This window comes from Klebsiella sp. H-Nf2 (assembly GCF_002806645.1).
GTDB classification, from domain to species: domain Bacteria; phylum Pseudomonadota; class Gammaproteobacteria; order Enterobacterales; family Enterobacteriaceae; genus Klebsiella; species Klebsiella variicola.
Map to the genome: position 1 here is coordinate 1 of NZ_PIBL01000023.1, position 15,956 is coordinate 15,956.

24 protein-coding genes are annotated in these 15,956 nt (G+C 52.8%); 6 read left to right on the plus strand and 18 right to left on the minus strand.

Features of this window, described 5'->3' with window-relative positions; all coding sequences use genetic code 11:
- Nucleotides 1-452: 452 nt before the first annotated feature.
- Nucleotides 453-1,007: a gamma carbonic anhydrase family protein gene (locus tag CWM58_RS27375; protein WP_002919123.1), complete on the plus strand. Its 555-nt coding sequence runs from the start codon at nucleotides 453-455 to the stop codon at nucleotides 1,005-1,007.
- Here the strand turns inward: CWM58_RS27375 and CWM58_RS27380 are convergent.
- From CWM58_RS27380 to dprA, 6 genes are read right to left on the minus strand one after another with little or no spacing between them, the layout of a single operon-like run.
- Nucleotides 983-1,240, minus strand: a complete 258-nt coding sequence (locus tag CWM58_RS27380; protein WP_061153146.1) for a DUF1488 domain-containing protein — start codon at nucleotides 1,238-1,240, stop codon at nucleotides 983-985. The genes CWM58_RS27375 and CWM58_RS27380 overlap by 25 nt on opposite strands.
- Nucleotides 1,237-2,055, minus strand: a complete 819-nt coding sequence (gene aroE / locus CWM58_RS27385; protein WP_061153145.1) for a shikimate dehydrogenase — start codon at nucleotides 2,053-2,055, stop codon at nucleotides 1,237-1,239. The genes CWM58_RS27380 and aroE overlap by 4 nt, the downstream gene beginning before the upstream one ends.
- A gap of 3 nt (nucleotides 2,056-2,058) precedes the next feature.
- The gene (gene tsaC, locus CWM58_RS27390) at nucleotides 2,059-2,631 is read right to left on the minus strand and encodes an L-threonylcarbamoyladenylate synthase type 1 TsaC (RefSeq protein WP_061153144.1); all 573 of its coding nucleotides are present in this window, start codon (nucleotides 2,629-2,631) and stop codon (nucleotides 2,059-2,061) included.
- Between the two features lie 4 nt (nucleotides 2,632-2,635).
- Entirely contained in the window at nucleotides 2,636-3,178 is a 543-nt protein-coding gene (locus CWM58_RS27395; protein WP_048272070.1) for a type I DNA topoisomerase, read from the minus strand.
- 26 nt (nucleotides 3,179-3,204) lie between these two features.
- The gene (gene smg, locus CWM58_RS27400) at nucleotides 3,205-3,678 is read right to left on the minus strand and encodes a DUF494 family protein Smg (RefSeq protein ID WP_008807060.1); all 474 of its coding nucleotides are present in this window, start codon (nucleotides 3,676-3,678) and stop codon (nucleotides 3,205-3,207) included.
- Nucleotides 3,650-4,774, minus strand: a complete 1,125-nt coding sequence (dprA, locus tag CWM58_RS27405) for a DNA-protecting protein DprA (protein WP_100682204.1) — start codon at nucleotides 4,772-4,774, stop codon at nucleotides 3,650-3,652. The genes smg and dprA overlap by 29 nt, the downstream gene beginning before the upstream one ends.
- Before the next feature lie 128 nt (nucleotides 4,775-4,902).
- Between dprA and def the strand changes: the two genes are divergently transcribed.
- From def to mscL, 5 genes are all read left to right on the plus strand, one after another.
- A complete protein-coding gene (gene def, locus CWM58_RS27410; protein WP_008807058.1) occupies nucleotides 4,903-5,412 on the plus strand; it encodes a peptide deformylase in 510 nt (169 codons plus the stop codon).
- 14 nt (nucleotides 5,413-5,426) lie between these two features.
- Nucleotides 5,427-6,374: a methionyl-tRNA formyltransferase gene (fmt, locus tag CWM58_RS27415; RefSeq protein ID WP_061153142.1), complete on the plus strand. Its 948-nt coding sequence runs from the start codon at nucleotides 5,427-5,429 to the stop codon at nucleotides 6,372-6,374.
- Nucleotides 6,375-6,426: 52 nt separating this feature from the next.
- Nucleotides 6,427-7,722, plus strand: coding sequence for a 16S rRNA (cytosine(967)-C(5))-methyltransferase RsmB (rsmB, locus tag CWM58_RS27420; protein ID WP_100682205.1), 1,296 nt, complete (start codon nucleotides 6,427-6,429; stop codon nucleotides 7,720-7,722).
- A gap of 13 nt (nucleotides 7,723-7,735) precedes the next feature.
- Nucleotides 7,736-9,112 carry a Trk system potassium transporter TrkA gene (gene trkA / locus CWM58_RS27425; RefSeq protein WP_061153140.1) on the plus strand — a complete coding sequence of 459 codons (1,377 nt, stop codon included), beginning with the start codon at nucleotides 7,736-7,738 and terminating at the stop codon, nucleotides 9,110-9,112.
- Nucleotides 9,113-9,252: 140 nt separating this feature from the next.
- The gene (mscL, locus tag CWM58_RS27430; RefSeq protein WP_004145325.1) at nucleotides 9,253-9,666 is read left to right on the plus strand and encodes a large-conductance mechanosensitive channel protein MscL; all 414 of its coding nucleotides are present in this window, start codon (nucleotides 9,253-9,255) and stop codon (nucleotides 9,664-9,666) included.
- On the opposite strand, the gene CWM58_RS27435 is transcribed toward mscL, so the two are convergent.
- From CWM58_RS27435 to rpmD, 12 genes are all read right to left on the minus strand, one after another.
- Nucleotides 9,602-9,880, minus strand: a complete 279-nt coding sequence (locus tag CWM58_RS27435; RefSeq protein WP_071839029.1) for an alternative ribosome-rescue factor A — start codon at nucleotides 9,878-9,880, stop codon at nucleotides 9,602-9,604. The genes mscL and CWM58_RS27435 overlap by 65 nt on opposite strands.
- Before the next feature lie 57 nt (nucleotides 9,881-9,937).
- The gene (zntR, locus tag CWM58_RS27440) at nucleotides 9,938-10,366 is read right to left on the minus strand and encodes a Zn(2+)-responsive transcriptional regulator (protein WP_061153139.1); all 429 of its coding nucleotides are present in this window, start codon (nucleotides 10,364-10,366) and stop codon (nucleotides 9,938-9,940) included.
- Nucleotides 10,367-10,368: 2 nt separating this feature from the next.
- Nucleotides 10,369-10,737, minus strand: a complete 369-nt coding sequence (locus CWM58_RS27445) for a DUF1992 domain-containing protein (RefSeq protein WP_100682206.1) — start codon at nucleotides 10,735-10,737, stop codon at nucleotides 10,369-10,371.
- 107 nt (nucleotides 10,738-10,844) lie between these two features.
- The gene (rplQ, locus tag CWM58_RS27450) at nucleotides 10,845-11,231 is read right to left on the minus strand and encodes a 50S ribosomal protein L17 (RefSeq protein WP_002919206.1); all 387 of its coding nucleotides are present in this window, start codon (nucleotides 11,229-11,231) and stop codon (nucleotides 10,845-10,847) included.
- Nucleotides 11,232-11,271: 40 nt separating this feature from the next.
- The gene (locus CWM58_RS27455) at nucleotides 11,272-12,261 is read right to left on the minus strand and encodes a DNA-directed RNA polymerase subunit alpha (RefSeq protein WP_002919219.1); all 990 of its coding nucleotides are present in this window, start codon (nucleotides 12,259-12,261) and stop codon (nucleotides 11,272-11,274) included.
- A 25-nt stretch (nucleotides 12,262-12,286) separates the two neighbouring features.
- Nucleotides 12,287-12,907, minus strand: a complete 621-nt coding sequence (rpsD, locus tag CWM58_RS27460; protein WP_002919224.1) for a 30S ribosomal protein S4 — start codon at nucleotides 12,905-12,907, stop codon at nucleotides 12,287-12,289.
- Between the two features lie 33 nt (nucleotides 12,908-12,940).
- Nucleotides 12,941-13,330, minus strand: a complete 390-nt coding sequence (gene rpsK / locus CWM58_RS27465; protein ID WP_004388621.1) for a 30S ribosomal protein S11 — start codon at nucleotides 13,328-13,330, stop codon at nucleotides 12,941-12,943.
- Between the two features lie 16 nt (nucleotides 13,331-13,346).
- A complete protein-coding gene (gene rpsM, locus CWM58_RS27470) occupies nucleotides 13,347-13,703 on the minus strand; it encodes a 30S ribosomal protein S13 (protein WP_002919259.1) in 357 nt (118 codons plus the stop codon).
- Nucleotides 13,704-13,849: 146 nt separating this feature from the next.
- Nucleotides 13,850-13,966, minus strand: a complete 117-nt coding sequence (gene rpmJ, locus CWM58_RS27475; protein ID WP_000868187.1) for a 50S ribosomal protein L36 — start codon at nucleotides 13,964-13,966, stop codon at nucleotides 13,850-13,852.
- Nucleotides 13,967-13,999: 33 nt separating this feature from the next.
- Nucleotides 14,000-15,331, minus strand: coding sequence for a preprotein translocase subunit SecY (secY, locus tag CWM58_RS27480; RefSeq protein WP_008807050.1), 1,332 nt, complete (start codon nucleotides 15,329-15,331; stop codon nucleotides 14,000-14,002).
- A 7-nt stretch (nucleotides 15,332-15,338) separates the two neighbouring features.
- Nucleotides 15,339-15,773, minus strand: coding sequence for a 50S ribosomal protein L15 (rplO, locus tag CWM58_RS27485; protein WP_061153137.1), 435 nt, complete (start codon nucleotides 15,771-15,773; stop codon nucleotides 15,339-15,341).
- Between the two features lie 3 nt (nucleotides 15,774-15,776).
- The gene (rpmD, locus tag CWM58_RS27490) at nucleotides 15,777-15,956 is read right to left on the minus strand and encodes a 50S ribosomal protein L30 (RefSeq protein WP_001140434.1); all 180 of its coding nucleotides are present in this window, start codon (nucleotides 15,954-15,956) and stop codon (nucleotides 15,777-15,779) included.

The window sequence follows — 15,956 nt, forward strand, 5'->3', positions numbered from 1 at the left end:
TAAACTTCGTAATGAATTACGTATGTTCACTCAGAGACTTGGTATTCATTTTTCGTCCGAGGACGTTAAGAATCCATGTCACTTTGAGTGCCCACACAGATTGTCTGATAAATTGTTAAAGAGCAGTTGCGACGCGCTTTAGCGCTCTGTCGCGAGGTGGCGTATATTACGCTTTCCTCTTTCAGAGTCAACCCTGAATTTCAGGATTTTTCTCTTCAACCGAACCGGCTGTTTGTGTGAAGTGATTCACATCTGCCGTGTCAGTGGGAGCGCATTATAGGGATCCCATTTTTTTGCACAAGCCTTTTTTCGATCTTTTTTTCTGAATGGTGATTTTTCACCCTTTTCGTCGCGTAATTGCACGATTTGCTCAATTTTCACCGTTTTCAGGGGTTGCACACGGAGATAAAAGCCACCAAAGTCTTCTTACGTTCCCGTATTTTGAGGTCTATATGTCTGCTCAGCTGCGCCCCTATAAAGCATTTTTCCCACAAATCGGTCTTCGCGTCATGATTGATGCATCCAGCGTCGTCATTGGTGATGTCAGAATTGCCGATGATGTCAGCGTCTGGCCTCTGGTGGCCATTCGTGGCGACGTCAACTATGTATCAATAGGACAACGCAGCAATATTCAGGACGGTAGCGTTCTCCATGTGACCCATAAGTCCTCTTATAAGCCGGAGGGAAATCCGCTGATCATTGGTGAGGATGTGACTGTTGGTCATAAAGTGATGCTGCACGGCTGCACTATCGGCAACCGCGTACTGGTTGGTATGGGTTCGATCTTGTTAGATGGTGTCGTGGTTGGCGATGACGTCATGATTGGTGCAGGCAGTTTGGTACCGCAGAACAAACAGCTGGAAAGCGGCTACCTTTACTTCGGCAATCCCGTCAAACAGATCCGCCCCCTGACGGAGGCGGAACGGGAAGGTCTCAAGTATTCAGCAAATAACTATGTAAAATGGAAAAATGAATACCTGGATCAGGATAACCAGATCCAGCCCTGAACATCTTCCTGACCATCGCGGATCAATGCTTCCGCCTCTTCCTCTAGATCCCAACGATGTTCCTGGAAGGCGGCCAGCCACTGCGCTGGCCCCTCTGCGCCAAAACGCTGCTGCAGGATCTGCCCTGAAATTGCGCAGGTTAATTGCATCCCATTGACCAGCGCAGGAAAAACCACGCCCTGCCGTTCGTCATCCCATGATTCCCGATCAGGAAACTGAATCGCCTGATTCATGCATTCAGTTCCCGCTGCAACGTTTCGATGACGGGAGCGATAGCCGGCAGGACGCCGTGCCATAGCAGAACAGCATGGGCGGCTTGCGCCACCAGCATTCCCAGCCCATCAGCACAGCGGGTTGCGCCATGCTGCTGGCACCACTGAAGAAACGGTGTCGGCCCTTTCTGGTAAAACATGTCATAGCAATACACGTCAGCGTTGACAACAGATGTCGGGATAGCCGGTACATCACCGTCTATTCCACTGGACGTCGCATTGATGATCAGATCGAATGTTTCCCCGGATAAGGTATCCATCTCCCTTGCGCTGACACTCCCGGTATGGGCGAAGAGAGTGGCTAACTCATGGGCACGAGAATAGGTGCGATTCACGATCGTGACGGCACATTCCAGCGACAGAAGTGGCAAAAGCACCCCGCGTGATGCGCCACCAGCACCTACAAGCAGGATCCGCTGGCGCGGCTTAATGAACCCCAGGCGTTCCAGATCGCTCAGGAGGCCAATACCGTCGGTGTTGTCCCCCAGTAAACGGCCATCTTCCAGCCGTTTCAGGGTGTTTACTGCTCCCGCCAGCGCAGCGCGTTCTGTCAGCTCGTCAGCGCGTGCAAAAGCTTCCTCTTTAAAAGGAACGGTGACGTTGGCCCCCTTTCCTCCTTCTGCAAAGAACTGATTCAGAGAAGAGACAAAATCGTCCAGCGGCGCCAGCACACGTCCATAAGGATGAGTAATCCCTAACTGGCGGGCAAAAAGCTGATGAATGGAAGGCGACTTGCTGTGCGCGATCGGATTACCAAAAACAGCGTAGGTTTCCATGGTTCACCCCTGGCGGAACAGTTCACCCGTCAGGGCATCACGAATTTCAGAAGGATTTTGCCGTCCCCCCGTGGCGCCATCCACGACCGGGAAGCTGTCACCAAACTGAGCATGGACCTCTACGGTGGTACGACACGGTGGCTGCCCGGTGAGATTGGCGCTCGTCGAGACCAGCGGTTTTCCGTAAGCTTCGCACAATTCAATCACCAGCGGATGGTTAGTCACGCGTACGGCCAGCGAATCAAAACGCCCCGTCAGCCAGCGCGGCGTTTCGGGACGCGCAGGGAATACGAACGTCACCGGTCCTGGCCAGCAGGAAAAGATAGCGTCCCGCTGCGAGTCACTTAACCGTGAATCATCAACATAAGGCTTCAACTGCTCAAAGCTGGCGGCGATAAGGATCAATCCCTTGTCAACAGGACGCTGCTTCAACTCCAGCAGGCGCATGACGGCCGTTTTGCTGTCTGGATCGCAGCCAACGCCAAAAACGGCTTCCGTGGGGTAGGCGATGACATGTTCATTTTTCAGTACCGCCACGGCATGGGCGACGGTTTCTGAGGGCAGGTTATTGTTCACTGATTTATTCCGCCGGGATCGGCTTTCCACATTGTTTACTGGCGCAAAAGCGTTTAACGCCCTGCGCCGTTTTCTTTTCTATTAATAGCGGGTAATGGCATTCAGGGCATTCGCCCGCTACCGGTTTAAAATTGATAACGAACTGGCAATCAGGGTAGCGATCGCAGGAATGAAAGGTTTTACCGAAACGCGAGCGACGCTGGACCAGATGACCCTGTCCGCATTGTGGACAGGCAATAGCGGTCTCATCGGGTTTATCAATCAGCTCGGTATGTTCGCATTCGGGATAGCGACTGCAGCCGATAAACATACCAAAGCGCCCCTGGCGTAACACCATGACAGCGCCGCACGATGGGCACTCCTGTCCCTCCAGCACCTTAACGATATGACCGTCCGCCTGACTTTTCAGGGGACGGATATAGTCACAGTCCGGATAATGCGAACAGCCGAGAAACGGGCCATGTTTCCCGGAACGGATCACCAGTTCAGCCCCGCACTGCGGGCAGGGCTCATTTTTACGCACCGAAAACAGTGCTGATTTGGTCATAACAACTCGATGTTGCTGCAAAAAGATTAATGCAGCATACCTTCATTTACTTCGAAGAGTAATTCTTCCATTTGCTGATAGGCGTTTTCACAGCCCGGAATGTTGAACAGTACCATCAGGATGACCCATTTCAGATCTTCCAGTTCAAATTCTGCCGTATCCAGCGCCAGTACGCGCTCTATCACCATTTCTCGCGTTTCGAGGTTCAACACCTGAATTTGCTCGAGGAAGAGTAAAAATCCCCGGCAACTGGCATCCAGACGCTGGCACTCTTCTTCGGTATACACCCGAAGCGACAGCGGGTCGGAAGCGAGCTGCATGGGTTCAACGAGACCTTCCTGATAATCAGCCAGTTTCTCGAGCCACATTAACGCGTTATAGATATCTTCCCGCTCAAAACCCGCATCGGTAAGATCCCGCGTCAGTTTGTCCTGATCCACGCGCATTTCTGCTTCGTTATGGATGTAAGTTTCAAACAAATACATGAGTACGTCGAACATGGCTTGCCCTCCTTAATCGGACATAGCCGCCGGGTACAGCTGCGATCCAGCCTGCTAACTCCAGTTCAAGTAGCTGAGCTACGGTTACTGGCACAGATTGGCCGGCACGTTCAGCGACAACGTCAACAGGTGTTACCTCATCTCCTACGTTAGCCAGGAGCTCCGGAAATGGCAATGCTACAGACGGCTGATCGGCGCAATTATTTATCGAATCAGACGTATCAGTAAGCCAGGCCAGCTCGGTTTGCCAGTACTCCACGATATCCTCTGGCGAGGTCACTGGTACCGCGCCTTGCTTGATTAACCAGTGCGGGCCTTCAGATCCCGGGTTACCAATCGGGCCTGGCAGGGCGAACACATCTCTTCCCTGCTCCAGGGCGCAGCGGACGGTGACCAACGATCCGCTTCTCAACGCCGCCTCAATCACCAGCACGCCCAGACTTAAGCCGCTGATAATACGGTTACGTCGGGGAAAATGAGCGGGAAGCGGCGGCGTAATGAGTGGAAATTCAGATACCAGCGTACCGCCATTGTCGATGACCTGTTGGGCGAGGTTTGCATGGCGCCGCGGATAGATCTGTTCCAGCCCGTTGCCCAGCACCGCGATGGTTTTCCCCTCTACGGCCAGCGCCCCGCGGTGCGCGACCCCATCAATGCCTAACGCCAGCCCACTGGTGATAGTGATCCCTCTACGCGCCAGCGTTTCGCTGAACAGTTTTCCCCAGCGAGCGCCATACCAGGAGTGCAAACGGCTGCCAATAACGGCAAGCTGCGCGCTGTGAAGCAGGGCGGGGTCGCCACTGACCAGCAACGCGCCGGGGTAATCAGCGATAGCCCTTAGCCGCAACGGATAGCGCGGATCGTCGGCCCGTAACAGATGATGATCCGGGTGTTCCAGCCAGCGCCGCGTCTCGTCAAGCTCACGCTCGTCAAACCGTAAAAATGGCTTCGCCTGCGCCGCAGTCATCCCAACGGCATGCAGCGCTTCACTATCAACGGAAGCGGCTGCGCATAACCGCTGCGCGATATCCAGCATCCTGTCGCCATACAAATTACTGACCTTCATCAGCCGCAGCCAAATCTCGTCGGGCGTCATCCTTACCCCCTGCCATAAGCGGCATTGACAATCTTTGCGATTGGACAGTGAGACTGTCAATTGCAGGGGGTTTTGTCTAGAATAGAGCTAATAATCTTATCAACTCCTGAATACGACTCTGGAACTTTATGGCAGTTTTGCAAGTGTTACATATTCCGGACGAGCGCCTTCGCAAAGTCGCCGAGCCGGTCAAAGAAGTGAATGCGGAAATTCAGCGTATCGTCGATGATATGTTCGACACCATGTACGCCGAGGAAGGCATCGGTCTGGCCGCAACCCAGGTCGATATCCATCAGCGCATCATCGTTATCGATGTGTCGGAAAACCGTGAAGAGCGGCTGGTGTTAATCAACCCGGAGTTGCTGGAAAAAGACGGCGAAACAGGTATTGAAGAAGGCTGCTTGTCCATTCCGGAACAGCGTGCTCTGGTACCCCGTGCGGAAAAAGTGAAGATCCGTGCGCTGGATCGCGACGGTAAGCCGTTTGAGCTGGAGGCCGATGGCCTGCTGGCTATCTGTATCCAGCATGAAATGGATCACCTGGTTGGCAAACTGTTTATTGACTATCTGTCACCGCTCAAACAGCAGCGCATTCGTCAGAAGGTTGAGAAACTGGATCGTTTACGTTCCCGTGCCTGATAACAAGGAATACCGTGTCACATTCACTACGTATCATTTTCGCCGGCACCCCCGATTTTGCAGCGCGTCATCTTGACGCGTTGTTGTCGTCTGAACATCAGGTCGTTGGCGTGTTTACTCAGCCAGACCGTCCCGCGGGACGCGGCAAAAAATTGATGCCGAGCCCGGTAAAAGTGCTGGCTGAAGCCCATGACGTCCCCGTATTCCAGCCATCGTCTCTTCGTCCGCAGGAGAACCAACAGCTCGTCGCCGATTTGGGCGCCGATATCATGGTGGTGGTGGCGTATGGTCTGATTCTGCCAAAAACGGTGCTTGACATGCCGCGTCTGGGCTGTATCAACGTTCATGGCTCCCTGCTGCCGCGCTGGCGTGGCGCCGCGCCGATCCAGCGTTCACTGTGGGCGGGCGATAGTGAAACCGGCGTGACCATCATGCAGATGGACGTCGGCCTTGATACGGGTGACATGCTGTATAAGCTTTCCTGCCCCATTACCGCTGAGGATACCAGCGGCAGCCTGTACGATAAGCTGGCCGATCTCGGCCCACAGGGACTGCTGACAACCTTAGCGCAACTGGCAAACGGGACGGCGCAGCCTGAAGTCCAGGACGAGTCACTCGTCAGTTATGCCGAGAAGCTGAGTAAAGAAGAGGCCCGCATCGACTGGTCGCTTTCCGCTGCACAGCTGGAACGTTGCATCCGGGCGTTTAATCCGTGGCCAATGAGCTGGCTTGAGATTGACGGGCAGCCAGTCAAAGTCTGGCGGGCATCGGTTATTGCCGAAGCCACGCACACCGAGCCGGGAACGATAGTGGCAGCAACCAAACAGGGTATCCAGGTCGCCACCGGTGATGGGATCCTCAGTCTGGAATCACTACAGCCCGCGGGTAAAAAAGCGATGAGCTCGCAGGACTTACTCAATTCCCGCCGGGAGTGGTTCATCCCAGGTACCCGTCTCGACTGACGGTCGTCTCTTCTAAGGCCCGGGTTAGCCGGGCATTTTTATTTTTGCGCTTATGAAAAACAAAATAAATTTACGCAGTCTGGCCGCCCAGGCTATCGAGCAAGTGGTTGAACAAGGTCAGTCTTTGAGTAACGTTCTGCCCCCTCTGCAGCAGAAAGTCAGCGATAAAGACAAAGCGCTGTTGCAGGAGCTGTGCTTTGGCGTACTGCGTACGCTCAGTCAGCTTGAGTGGCTTATCAACAAGCTGATGGCGCGTCCGATGACCGGCAAACAGCGCACCGTGCATTTTCTGATCATGGTTGGACTTTATCAGTTGCTCTATACCCGTATTCCTCCGCATGCCGCACTGGCGGAAACGGTAGAAGGCGCGGTGGCCATTAAACGCCCGCAGCTTAAAGGGCTGATCAACGGCGTGCTACGCCAGTTCCAGCGCCAGCAGGAAGCGTTATTAGCCGAATTTGCTGAGCATGAAAACCGCTATCTTCATCCCAAATGGCTGCTGAAACGCCTGCAGCAGGCCTGGCCGCAGCAGTGGCAAGAGATCGTCGATGCGAACAACCAGCGCCCGCCGATGTGGCTGCGCGTTAACCGCAACCATCATTCCCGGGATGAATGGCTTGCTCTGCTTAAAGAGGCCGGCTTAGAGGGCTTCACCCATCCTGACTATCCGGACGCCGTGCGTATGGCCACCCCTGCCCCGGTCCTTGCGTTGCCAGGTTTTGCCGAAGGCTGGGTCACCGTCCAGGATGCCTCGGCCCAGGGTTGTATGCGATACCTGCTGCCAGAAAATGGCGAACGCATTCTCGATCTTTGCGCCGCACCGGGCGGCAAGACGACGCATATTCTGGAGGTTGCCCCGCAGGCTCAGGTCATGGCGGTGGATATTGATGAACAGCGTCTGTCACGCGTCTATGACAACCTGAAACGGCTGGGCATGAAAGCCGAAGTCAAACAGGGCGATGGTCGCTTCCCTGAGCAGTGGTGTGGCAACGAACAGTTCGATCGTATTCTGCTGGATGCCCCCTGCTCCGCCACCGGCGTCATTCGCCGTCATCCTGATATCAAGTGGTTGCGCCGGGATCGGGATATCGCCGAATTAGCCCAGCTGCAGGCCGAGATCCTGAATGCCACCTGGCCACATCTGAAGCCAGGCGGCACGCTGGTGTATGCTACCTGTTCTATTCTGCCGGAAGAGAATAGCCAGCAAATTGCCGCCTTCCTCGCACGAACCCCGGATGCAGAACTTCACGCAACCGGCACGCTGGAGAGTCCCGGGCAGCAAAATCTGCCGGGCCCGGAAGAAGGTGATGGCTTCTTTTACGCTAAGCTAATCAAACGTCAGAACTAATGGGTCATTGCAGATGAAGATTATTATTCTGGGCGCCGGCCAGGTCGGCGGCACGCTGGCGGAAAACCTCGTCGGCGAGAACAATGATATTACGCTGGTTGATACCAATGGCGACCGTCTGCGCAGCCTGCAGGATAAGTTCGACCTGCGTGTCGTCCAGGGACATGGCTCTCACCCTCGCGTACTGCGGGAGGCGGGGGCCGATGATGCCGATATGCTGGTAGCGGTCACCAGTTCGGATGAAACCAATATGGTGGCCTGCCAGGTCGCCTACTCATTATTCAATACCCCAAACCGTATAGCCCGTATTCGTGCACCTGATTACGTTCGTGATGCGGATAAACTCTTCAATTCTGAAGCGGTGCCCATCGATCACTTAATCGCCCCGGAACAGCTGGTCATCGACAATATTCATCGCCTGATCGAATATCCCGGCGCGCTTCAGGTCGTGAACTTCGCCGAAGGAAAAGTCAGCCTCGCCGTAGTAAAAGCCTATTACGGTGGTCCGCTGGTAGGGAATGCGTTGTCCACCATGCGGGAACATATGCCGCATATCGATACGCGTGTGGCCGCTATTTTCCGCCACGATCGTCCTATTCGCCCACAGGGTTCGACGATTGTGGAAGCCGGCGATGAAGTATTCTTTATTGCCGCCTCGCAGCATATTCGCGCAGTCATGAGTGAGCTGCAGCGACTGGAAAAGCCGTATAAGCGTATTATGCTGGTCGGCGGCGGCAATATTGGTGCGGGTCTGGCCCATAAGCTGGAAAAAGATTACAGCGTCAAGCTTATCGAACGTAATCAGCAGCGAGCTGCTGAGCTTGCGGAAAAGCTGCAGCATACTATCGTCTTCTACGGTGATGCATCGGACCAGGAGCTGCTGGCTGAAGAGCATATTGATCAGGTGGACCTGTTTATTGCCGTCACAAACGATGACGAAGCAAATATTATGTCTGCGATGCTGGCCAAACGGATGGGGGCGAAAAAAGTGATGGTGCTGATCCAGCGCAAAGCCTATGTTGATCTGGTCCAGGGCAGCGTCATCGATATTGCGATATCGCCTCAGCAGGCTACAATTTCCGCACTCCTCAGCCATGTCCGTAAAGCCGATATTGTCGGCGTCTCCTCCCTGCGCCGCGGCGTTGCCGAAGCGATCGAGGCAGTCGCACACGGCGATGAAAGCACCTCGCGGGTAGTAGGACGTTCGATCGATGAGATCAAGCTTCCGCCAGGTACGATCATCGGCGCCGTCGTGCGTGGCAACGACGTTATGATCGCGAATAATAATCTGCGGATCGAGCAGGGCGATCATGTGATCATGTTTTTGACCGACAAAAAGTTTATTTCCGATGTAGAAAGGCTGTTCCAGCCAAGTCCTTTCTTCCTGTAATTCCCAGGGCGCCGGACAGGCGCCTTTTTATTATCCCTTATTATTCAAAGGTTAATAATTTGCGGTAACTATCTACTGGTAATGGCAAATGAAAATACATTTGTTAAACTTACAACGTCAGCTGGCACAAGGAGAATAAAATGAGTTTTTTAAAAGAGTTTCGCGAATTCGCGATGCGCGGGAACGTTGTCGATTTGGCAGTGGGTGTGATCATCGGTGCAGCATTCGGTAAAATTGTTTCATCGCTGGTCGCAGATATTATTATGCCACCACTCGGCCTGTTGATTGGCGGGATCGATTTTAAACAGTTTGCCGTCACGCTACGTGATGCCCAGGGCGATGTCCCTGCTGTCGTGATGCATTATGGGGTATTCATTCAGAACGTTTTCGATTTCATCATCGTCGCGTTTGCCATCTTCATGGCGATCAAACTGATGAATAAGTTAAATCGTAAGAAAGAAGAGGCTCCGGCGGCACCGCCAGCTCCTTCTAAAGAAGAAGTCCTGTTGAGTGAAATTCGCGATCTGCTGAAAGAACAAAACAACCGTTCTTAATCAGCACAGAAAGCAGAAGGCCAGTGGTAAAAAAGCGATTCGCTTGCTTGCCACTGGCCTCCCGGTCAATCCTTCCTGCATGTTTATCTTTACGTTGATAGCTCCCTTTCCCTTTCTTGTTTTTCTCAACGCGCTGCCTGAATAACGGATCGTGGAGAAGTGCCTCAATGGCGTTATCTTTAATTTGCCCTTTGGTATGCTGATAGCGACTCATAGTAACTCCAGTGCATGTGTGAATTCCGCGCGAGTGTAGATCCACGCGATGAAAAAATCAACGGCCCGTAGTACTGCCATTGCTGGCGCCTTGTTCAAGGGCCTCGAGGATCGAACAATAAACACTACTGTGCGCAGTCCCGCAGCAGGCATCATTAAGCCGCTGTAGAGAGCGACGCATTGTCTGTAACTCTTTGATCCGTGCCTCAACTTCGCTTAATCGCGCCTGAACGATCCCTTTCGATTCCTGGCAGGTATGGTGCTCTGGATCGATGCGGATCGACAACAATTCGCGGATCGCTTCCAGTGTGAAGCCCAGCTGACGGGCATAGCGAATAAAGCGTAGCCGCTGAAGATCGTTATCCGAGTAAAGACGAAATCCCCCTTCGGTGCGCACATCATGATCCATCATTTGCTGTTTCTCATAATAACGGATGGTATCTGGCGTGACGTCAGCCAGCTTAGCCAGCTCACCAATACGATACATATTTACTCCTGATTCATTCTTTGTAGCAAAGCATCGGCATACTCACCGCGTAAAAAGTCAGTGCTCAGGCCAGTCTGACGAAGCTTCAGTTCGAGCAAGGCAAGCCGTTTACTGAGTTCAGCATGACGCGGATCGTCCTGACGGACGCCCTTCAGTAAATCAGCCAGTGCCACCGCTTCCCTACGCTGCTCCAGCTCCGGGGGGAGGCACCCAGCATTCTTCAGAAGGCGATAGCCTGCCCGCAGCTCCGTCGGCACATGCGAATCGTCATCGAGAGTCAGCGGTTCGCCGCTGCCGGGTAAACAATCGAACTCACCTTTAGCTTGGGCATCGAGGATATGGCGTTCCGCCCACTGATCCAGTAACCACATTCTACGGCTCCGGGGATGAACAAAAAGAGTACAGATAGTGTAGTGAAGTGGGGATAAGGTAGATATAAAAAAACCCGCCGAGGCGGGTTTTTTTACGTTACTACAGATTACTCTGCAGCAGCTTCTGCTTTCGGCTCAGCACGATCAACCAGCTCGATGTATGCCATCGGCGCGTTGTCGCCTGCACGGAAGCCACACTTCAGAATGCGAGTGTAACCACCGGCGCGGCTCGCGAAACGCGGGCCCAGCTCGTTAAACAGTTTTGCCACGATCTCGTTATCACGAGTGCGGGCGAATGCCAGACGACGATTAGCAACGCTATCAGTCTTGGCAAGAGTAATCAGCGGCTCAACTACGCGACGCAGTTCTTTCGCTTTCGGCAGGGTCGTCTTGATGATTTCATGACGAACCAGCGAACCTGCCATGTTACGGAACATAGCCTGGCGATGGCTGCTGTTGCGGTTCAGTTGACGACCACTCTTACGATGGCGCATGACCTTATCCTTCTCAGTAAAACCTTAACCTGTGATCCGGTTACTCGTCAGCAATGCTTGCTGGTGGCCAGTTTTCCAGGCGCATGCCCAGAGACAGTCCACGGGAAGCCAGCACGTCTTTAATCTCAGTAAGAGATTTTTTACCCAGGTTCGGCGTTTTCAGCAACTCAACCTCGGTACGCTGTACCAGATCACCGATATAGTGGATAGCTTCTGCCTTGAGGCAGTTAGCAGAGCGGACAGTCAATTCCAGATCGTCAACAGGGCGCAGCAGGATCGGATCGAACTCTGGTTTCTCTTCTTTCACTTCTGGCTGACGTACATCACGTAAGTCAACAAAAGCTTCCAGTTGTTCAGCCAGAATGGTTGCCGCACGACGAATCGCCTCTTCAGGATCGATTGTGCCGTTGGTTTCCATTTCGATGACCAGCTTGTCCAGGTCGGTACGCTGTTCTACACGCGCAGCTTCAACATTGTAGGCAATACGCTCTACAGGGCTGTAGCAGGCGTCGACCAGCAGACGGCCGATTGGGCGCTCATCTTCTTCCGAATGAATTCGGGCAGAAGCCGGCACATAACCGCGACCGCGCTGAACTTTGATACGCATGCTGATAGCAGCGTTCTCATCAGTCAGGTGGCAAATCACGTGCTGCGGCTTGACGATTTCGACATCACCGTCGTGGGTAATGTCGGCTGCAGTCACAGGGCCAATGCCAGATTTATTCAAAGTAAGGATGACTTCATCTTTACCCTGAACTCTCACCGCCAGCCCTTTCAGGTTGAGCAGGATTTCAAGGATGTCTTCCTGAACGCCTTCTTTGGTGCTGTACTCGTGCAGTACACCATCAATCTCAACCTCGGTCACCGCGCAACCCGGCATCGATGAGAGCAGAATACGGCGCAGTGCGTTACCCAGAGTATGGCCGAAGCCACGCTCTAAAGGCTCAAGGGTCACCTTGGCGTGCGTCGAACTCACTTGCTCGATATCGACCAGGCGCGGTTTTAGAAACTCTGTCACAGAACCCTGCATTGTGTCCTCTCTTTGGTACTAAGCTTTACTTGGAGTAAAGCTCGACGATCAGGTGTTCGTTAATGTCCGCAGACAGATCAGAACGCTCCGGCTGACGCTTGAACGTACCTTCCATCTTGCCAGCATCAACTTCCAGCCAGGTTGGCTTTTCACGCTGCTCAGCCAGCTCCAGAGCGGCTTTCACGCGAGATTGCTTTTTCGCTTTCTCACGAATGCTGACAACGTCATTCGCTTTAACCTGATAAGAAGCGATGTTAACAACACGACCGTTTACCATAATCGCTTTGTGGCTAACCAGCTGGCGTGCTTCAGCACGAGTGGCGCCGAAGCCCATACGGTATACAACGTTGTCCAGACGACCTTCCAGCAGAGCCAACAGGTTTTCACCGGTGTTGCCTTTCAGACGTGCTGCTTCTTTATAGTAGTTACGGAACTGACGCTCCAGCACACCGTACATACGGCGAACTTTTTGCTTTTCACGCAACTGCACACCATAGTCAGACAGACGCGGTTTACGCGCACCGTGCTGGCCAGGAGCTTGTTCAATTTTACACTTGGTATCGATCGCGCGAACGCCAGACTTAAGGAATAAGTCGGTGCCCTCACGACGGCTCAGCTTGAGCTTAGGACCCAAATATCTTGCCATTTTCTTTCTCCAACTAACCTGGAAAACGTAGCGTTATACGCGACGTTTCTTCGGCGGACGACAACCGTTATGAGGGATCGGAGTCACATCAGTAATATTAGTGATGCGGAAACCAGCGGCGTTCAGTGCACGAATGGTAGATTCGCGACCCGGACCCGGACCTTTGACCATAACTTCCAGATTCTTGATGCCGTATTCTTTTACGGCTTCTGCGCAACGCTCTGCTGCAACCTGAGCTGCAAACGGAGTGGATTTGCGAGAACCACGGAAACCGGAACCACCGGCTGTTGCCCAACCCAGTGCGTTACCCTGACGATCAGTAATAGTAACGATGGTGTTGTTAAAAGAAGCATGGATATGAGCCACGCCATCAGAGACTTGTTTTCTTACACGCTTACGTGCACGAACTGGTGCCTTTGCCATTATTCAATCACCCCGATTATTTCTTGATCGGTTTACGCGGACCCTTACGGGTACGTGCGTTGGTCTTGGTACGCTGACCGCGAACCGGAAGACCACGACGATGGCGTAAACCACGGTAGCAACCAAGGTCCATCAGACGCTTGATGCTCAGGGTGATTTCACGGCGCAGATCACCTTCAACGACAAATTTACCTACTGCTTCACGCAGAATATCAATTTGTTCTTCAGACAGCTCACTGATCTTAACATTTTCAGCGATGCCCGTTTCAGCGCAGATAGCTTTAGAACGGGTTTTGCCGATACCGAAAATAGCGGTTAAAGCGATTACGGTATGTTTGTGATCAGGAATGTTAATGCCTGCTATACGGGCCACTATGCACTCCTACTATTTAATATGTACGTACCATGCTGAAAAGCCCGTTTTCAGGATACTCAAATGGAAACGTACAGACATACAAAAGATTGGCTGGCTAATCTAGCCAGCTCAATCCAACTTTGCAAGAAAAATATGCGAATAAATCAGCCTTGGCGCTGTTTATGCTTCGGCTCGGCACTGCAAATCACACGGATGACGCCATCACGCTTAACGATTTTGCAGTTACGGCATAATTTCTTGACGGAAGCACGAACTTTCATTTTTACTCTCCGTAACTTCTCGGGCGACCAGTTTTAACGGCCGTAGCCTTTCAGGTTCGCCTTCTTCAATGCAGACTCATACTGACTGGACATCATCAGAGTTTGCACTTGAGCCATAAAGTCCATAATCACGACAACAACGATAAGCAGCGATGTTCCACCGAAGTAGAACGGCACTTTCATCGCGTCACGCATGAACTCCGGGATCAGGCAGATAAAAGTAATATACAACGCACCAACCAGAGTCAGGCGAGTCATCACTTTATCGATATACTTCGCCGTTTGCTCTCCCGGACGAATTCCTGGTACAAATGCACCGGACTTCTTCAGGTTATCTGCTGTTTCACGCGGGTTGAAAACCAACGCCGTGTAGAAGAAACAGAAGAAGATGATTGCAGACGCATAGAGTAACACATAAAGCGGTTGCCCAGGCTGCAAATACAGCGAAATTGTTGTCAGCCAGTTCCAACCAGTACCACCCCCGAACCATGACGTGATGGTTGCCGGGAACAGTATAATACTGGAAGCGAAGATTGCCGGGATTACCCCCGCCATATTCACTTTCAGCGGTAAATGTGTGCTCTGTGCAGCATAGACACGACGACCCTGCTGCCGTTTCGCGTAGTTTACCACAATGCGGCGTTGACCACGTTCAACGAATACAACAAAGAAGGTCACTGCAAATACTAATACTGCAACCAACAGCAACAGGAGGAAGTGCAGGTCGCCTTGACGCGCTTGCTCGATAGTATGGGCGATGGCCGGCGGGAGTCCCGCAACGATCCCGGCGAAGATCAGGATCGAGATACCGTTACCGATACCGCGCTCAGTGATCTGTTCGCCGAGCCACATCAGGAACATAGTCCCTGTGACCAGACTTACAACAGCGGTGAAATAGAACGCAAAGCCTGGATTAATCACCAGGCCCTGCATACCAGGCATATTCGGCAGACCGGTAGCAATACCGATCGACTGGAATATCGCCAGCACCAGAGTACCGTAGCGGGTGTACTGGCTGATCTTACGACGACCAGACTCCCCTTCTTTCTTCAGTTCTGCCAGCGGTTGGTAAACCACCGTCAGCAGTTGCACGATGATAGATGCCGAGATGTACGGCATAATCCCCAGTGCAAAGATAGAAGCACGGCTGAGAGCACCACCAGAGAACATGTTGAACATTTCAATGATGGTGCCTCGCTGTTGCTCAAGCAGTTTGGCAAGTACAGCGGCATCAATACCAGGGATCGGAATAAAAGAGCCAATACGGAACACTATCAGCGCACCGACCACAAACAGAAGTCTGCGTTTCAGCTCGCCAAGGCCACCTTTGGCACTTTGAAAATCTAATCCCGGTTGTTTAGCCATCTGCTACTTATTCCTCAATTTTACCGCCAGCAGCTTCGATAGCAGCACGAGCACCTTTAGTCACACGCAGGCCACGAACAGTTACCGGACGAGCTACTTCACCAGACAGGATCACTTTCGCGAACTCGATCTGGACGCCGATAATGTTAGCCGCTTTCAGCGCGTTCAGGTCTACTACATCGCCTTCTACGTGAGCCAGATCGGAGAGACGGATCTCTGCGGTGATCATCGCTTTACGAGAAGTGAAGCCGAATTTCGGCAGACGACGGTACAGAGGCATCTGACCACCCTCGAAACCGCGACGTACGCCACCGCCAGAACGAGACTTCTGACCTTTGTGACCACGACCACCGGTTTTACCGAGGCCAGAACCGATACCACGACCCAGGCGTTTACCCGCCTTTTTGGAGCCTTCGGCCGGAGACAGAGTATTTAAACGCATCTCTTACTCCTCAACTTTAACCATGAAGGAAACCGCGTTGACCATACCACGAACAGCAGGAGTATCCTCGCGCTCTACGGTGTGACCAATACGACGCAGACCCAGGCCAAGCAGTGTTGCCTTGTGTTTCGGCAGACGACCGATTGCACTGCGGGTTTGAGTAATTTTAATAGTCTTTGCCAT

Coding starts and splice junctions, on each gene's coding strand:
- CWM58_RS27375 (WP_002919123.1), top strand. CDS start 453: ATGTCTGCTCAGCTGCGCCCCTATAAAGCATTTTTCCCACAAATCGGT.
- CWM58_RS27380 (WP_061153146.1), bottom strand. CDS start 1,240: ATGAATCAGGCGATTCAGTTTCCTGATCGGGAATCATGGGATGACGAA.
- aroE (WP_061153145.1), bottom strand. CDS start 2,055: ATGGAAACCTACGCTGTTTTTGGTAATCCGATCGCGCACAGCAAGTCG.
- CWM58_RS27395 (WP_048272070.1), bottom strand. CDS start 3,178: ATGACCAAATCAGCACTGTTTTCGGTGCGTAAAAATGAGCCCTGCCCG.
- smg (WP_008807060.1), bottom strand. CDS start 3,678: ATGTTCGACGTACTCATGTATTTGTTTGAAACTTACATCCATAACGAA.
- dprA (WP_100682204.1), bottom strand. CDS start 4,774: ATGACGCCCGACGAGATTTGGCTGCGGCTGATGAAGGTCAGTAATTTG.
- def (WP_008807058.1), top strand. CDS start 4,903: ATGGCAGTTTTGCAAGTGTTACATATTCCGGACGAGCGCCTTCGCAAA.
- rsmB (WP_100682205.1), top strand. CDS start 6,427: ATGAAAAACAAAATAAATTTACGCAGTCTGGCCGCCCAGGCTATCGAG.
- trkA (WP_061153140.1), top strand. CDS start 7,736: ATGAAGATTATTATTCTGGGCGCCGGCCAGGTCGGCGGCACGCTGGCG.
- mscL (WP_004145325.1), top strand. CDS start 9,253: ATGAGTTTTTTAAAAGAGTTTCGCGAATTCGCGATGCGCGGGAACGTT.
- CWM58_RS27435 (WP_071839029.1), bottom strand. CDS start 9,880: ATGAGTCGCTATCAGCATACCAAAGGGCAAATTAAAGATAACGCCATT.
- zntR (WP_061153139.1), bottom strand. CDS start 10,366: ATGTATCGTATTGGTGAGCTGGCTAAGCTGGCTGACGTCACGCCAGAT.
- CWM58_RS27445 (WP_100682206.1), bottom strand. CDS start 10,737: ATGTGGTTACTGGATCAGTGGGCGGAACGCCATATCCTCGATGCCCAA.
- rplQ (WP_002919206.1), bottom strand. CDS start 11,231: ATGCGCCATCGTAAGAGTGGTCGTCAACTGAACCGCAACAGCAGCCAT.
- CWM58_RS27455 (WP_002919219.1), bottom strand. CDS start 12,261: ATGCAGGGTTCTGTGACAGAGTTTCTAAAACCGCGCCTGGTCGATATC.
- rpsD (WP_002919224.1), bottom strand. CDS start 12,907: ATGGCAAGATATTTGGGTCCTAAGCTCAAGCTGAGCCGTCGTGAGGGC.
- rpsK (WP_004388621.1), bottom strand. CDS start 13,330: ATGGCAAAGGCACCAGTTCGTGCACGTAAGCGTGTAAGAAAACAAGTC.
- rpmJ (WP_000868187.1), bottom strand. CDS start 13,966: ATGAAAGTTCGTGCTTCCGTCAAGAAATTATGCCGTAACTGCAAAATC.
- secY (WP_008807050.1), bottom strand. CDS start 15,331: ATGGCTAAACAACCGGGATTAGATTTTCAAAGTGCCAAAGGTGGCCTT.
- rplO (WP_061153137.1), bottom strand. CDS start 15,773: ATGCGTTTAAATACTCTGTCTCCGGCCGAAGGCTCCAAAAAGGCGGGT.
- rpmD (WP_001140434.1), bottom strand. CDS start 15,956: ATGGCAAAGACTATTAAAATTACTCAAACCCGCAGTGCAATCGGTCGT.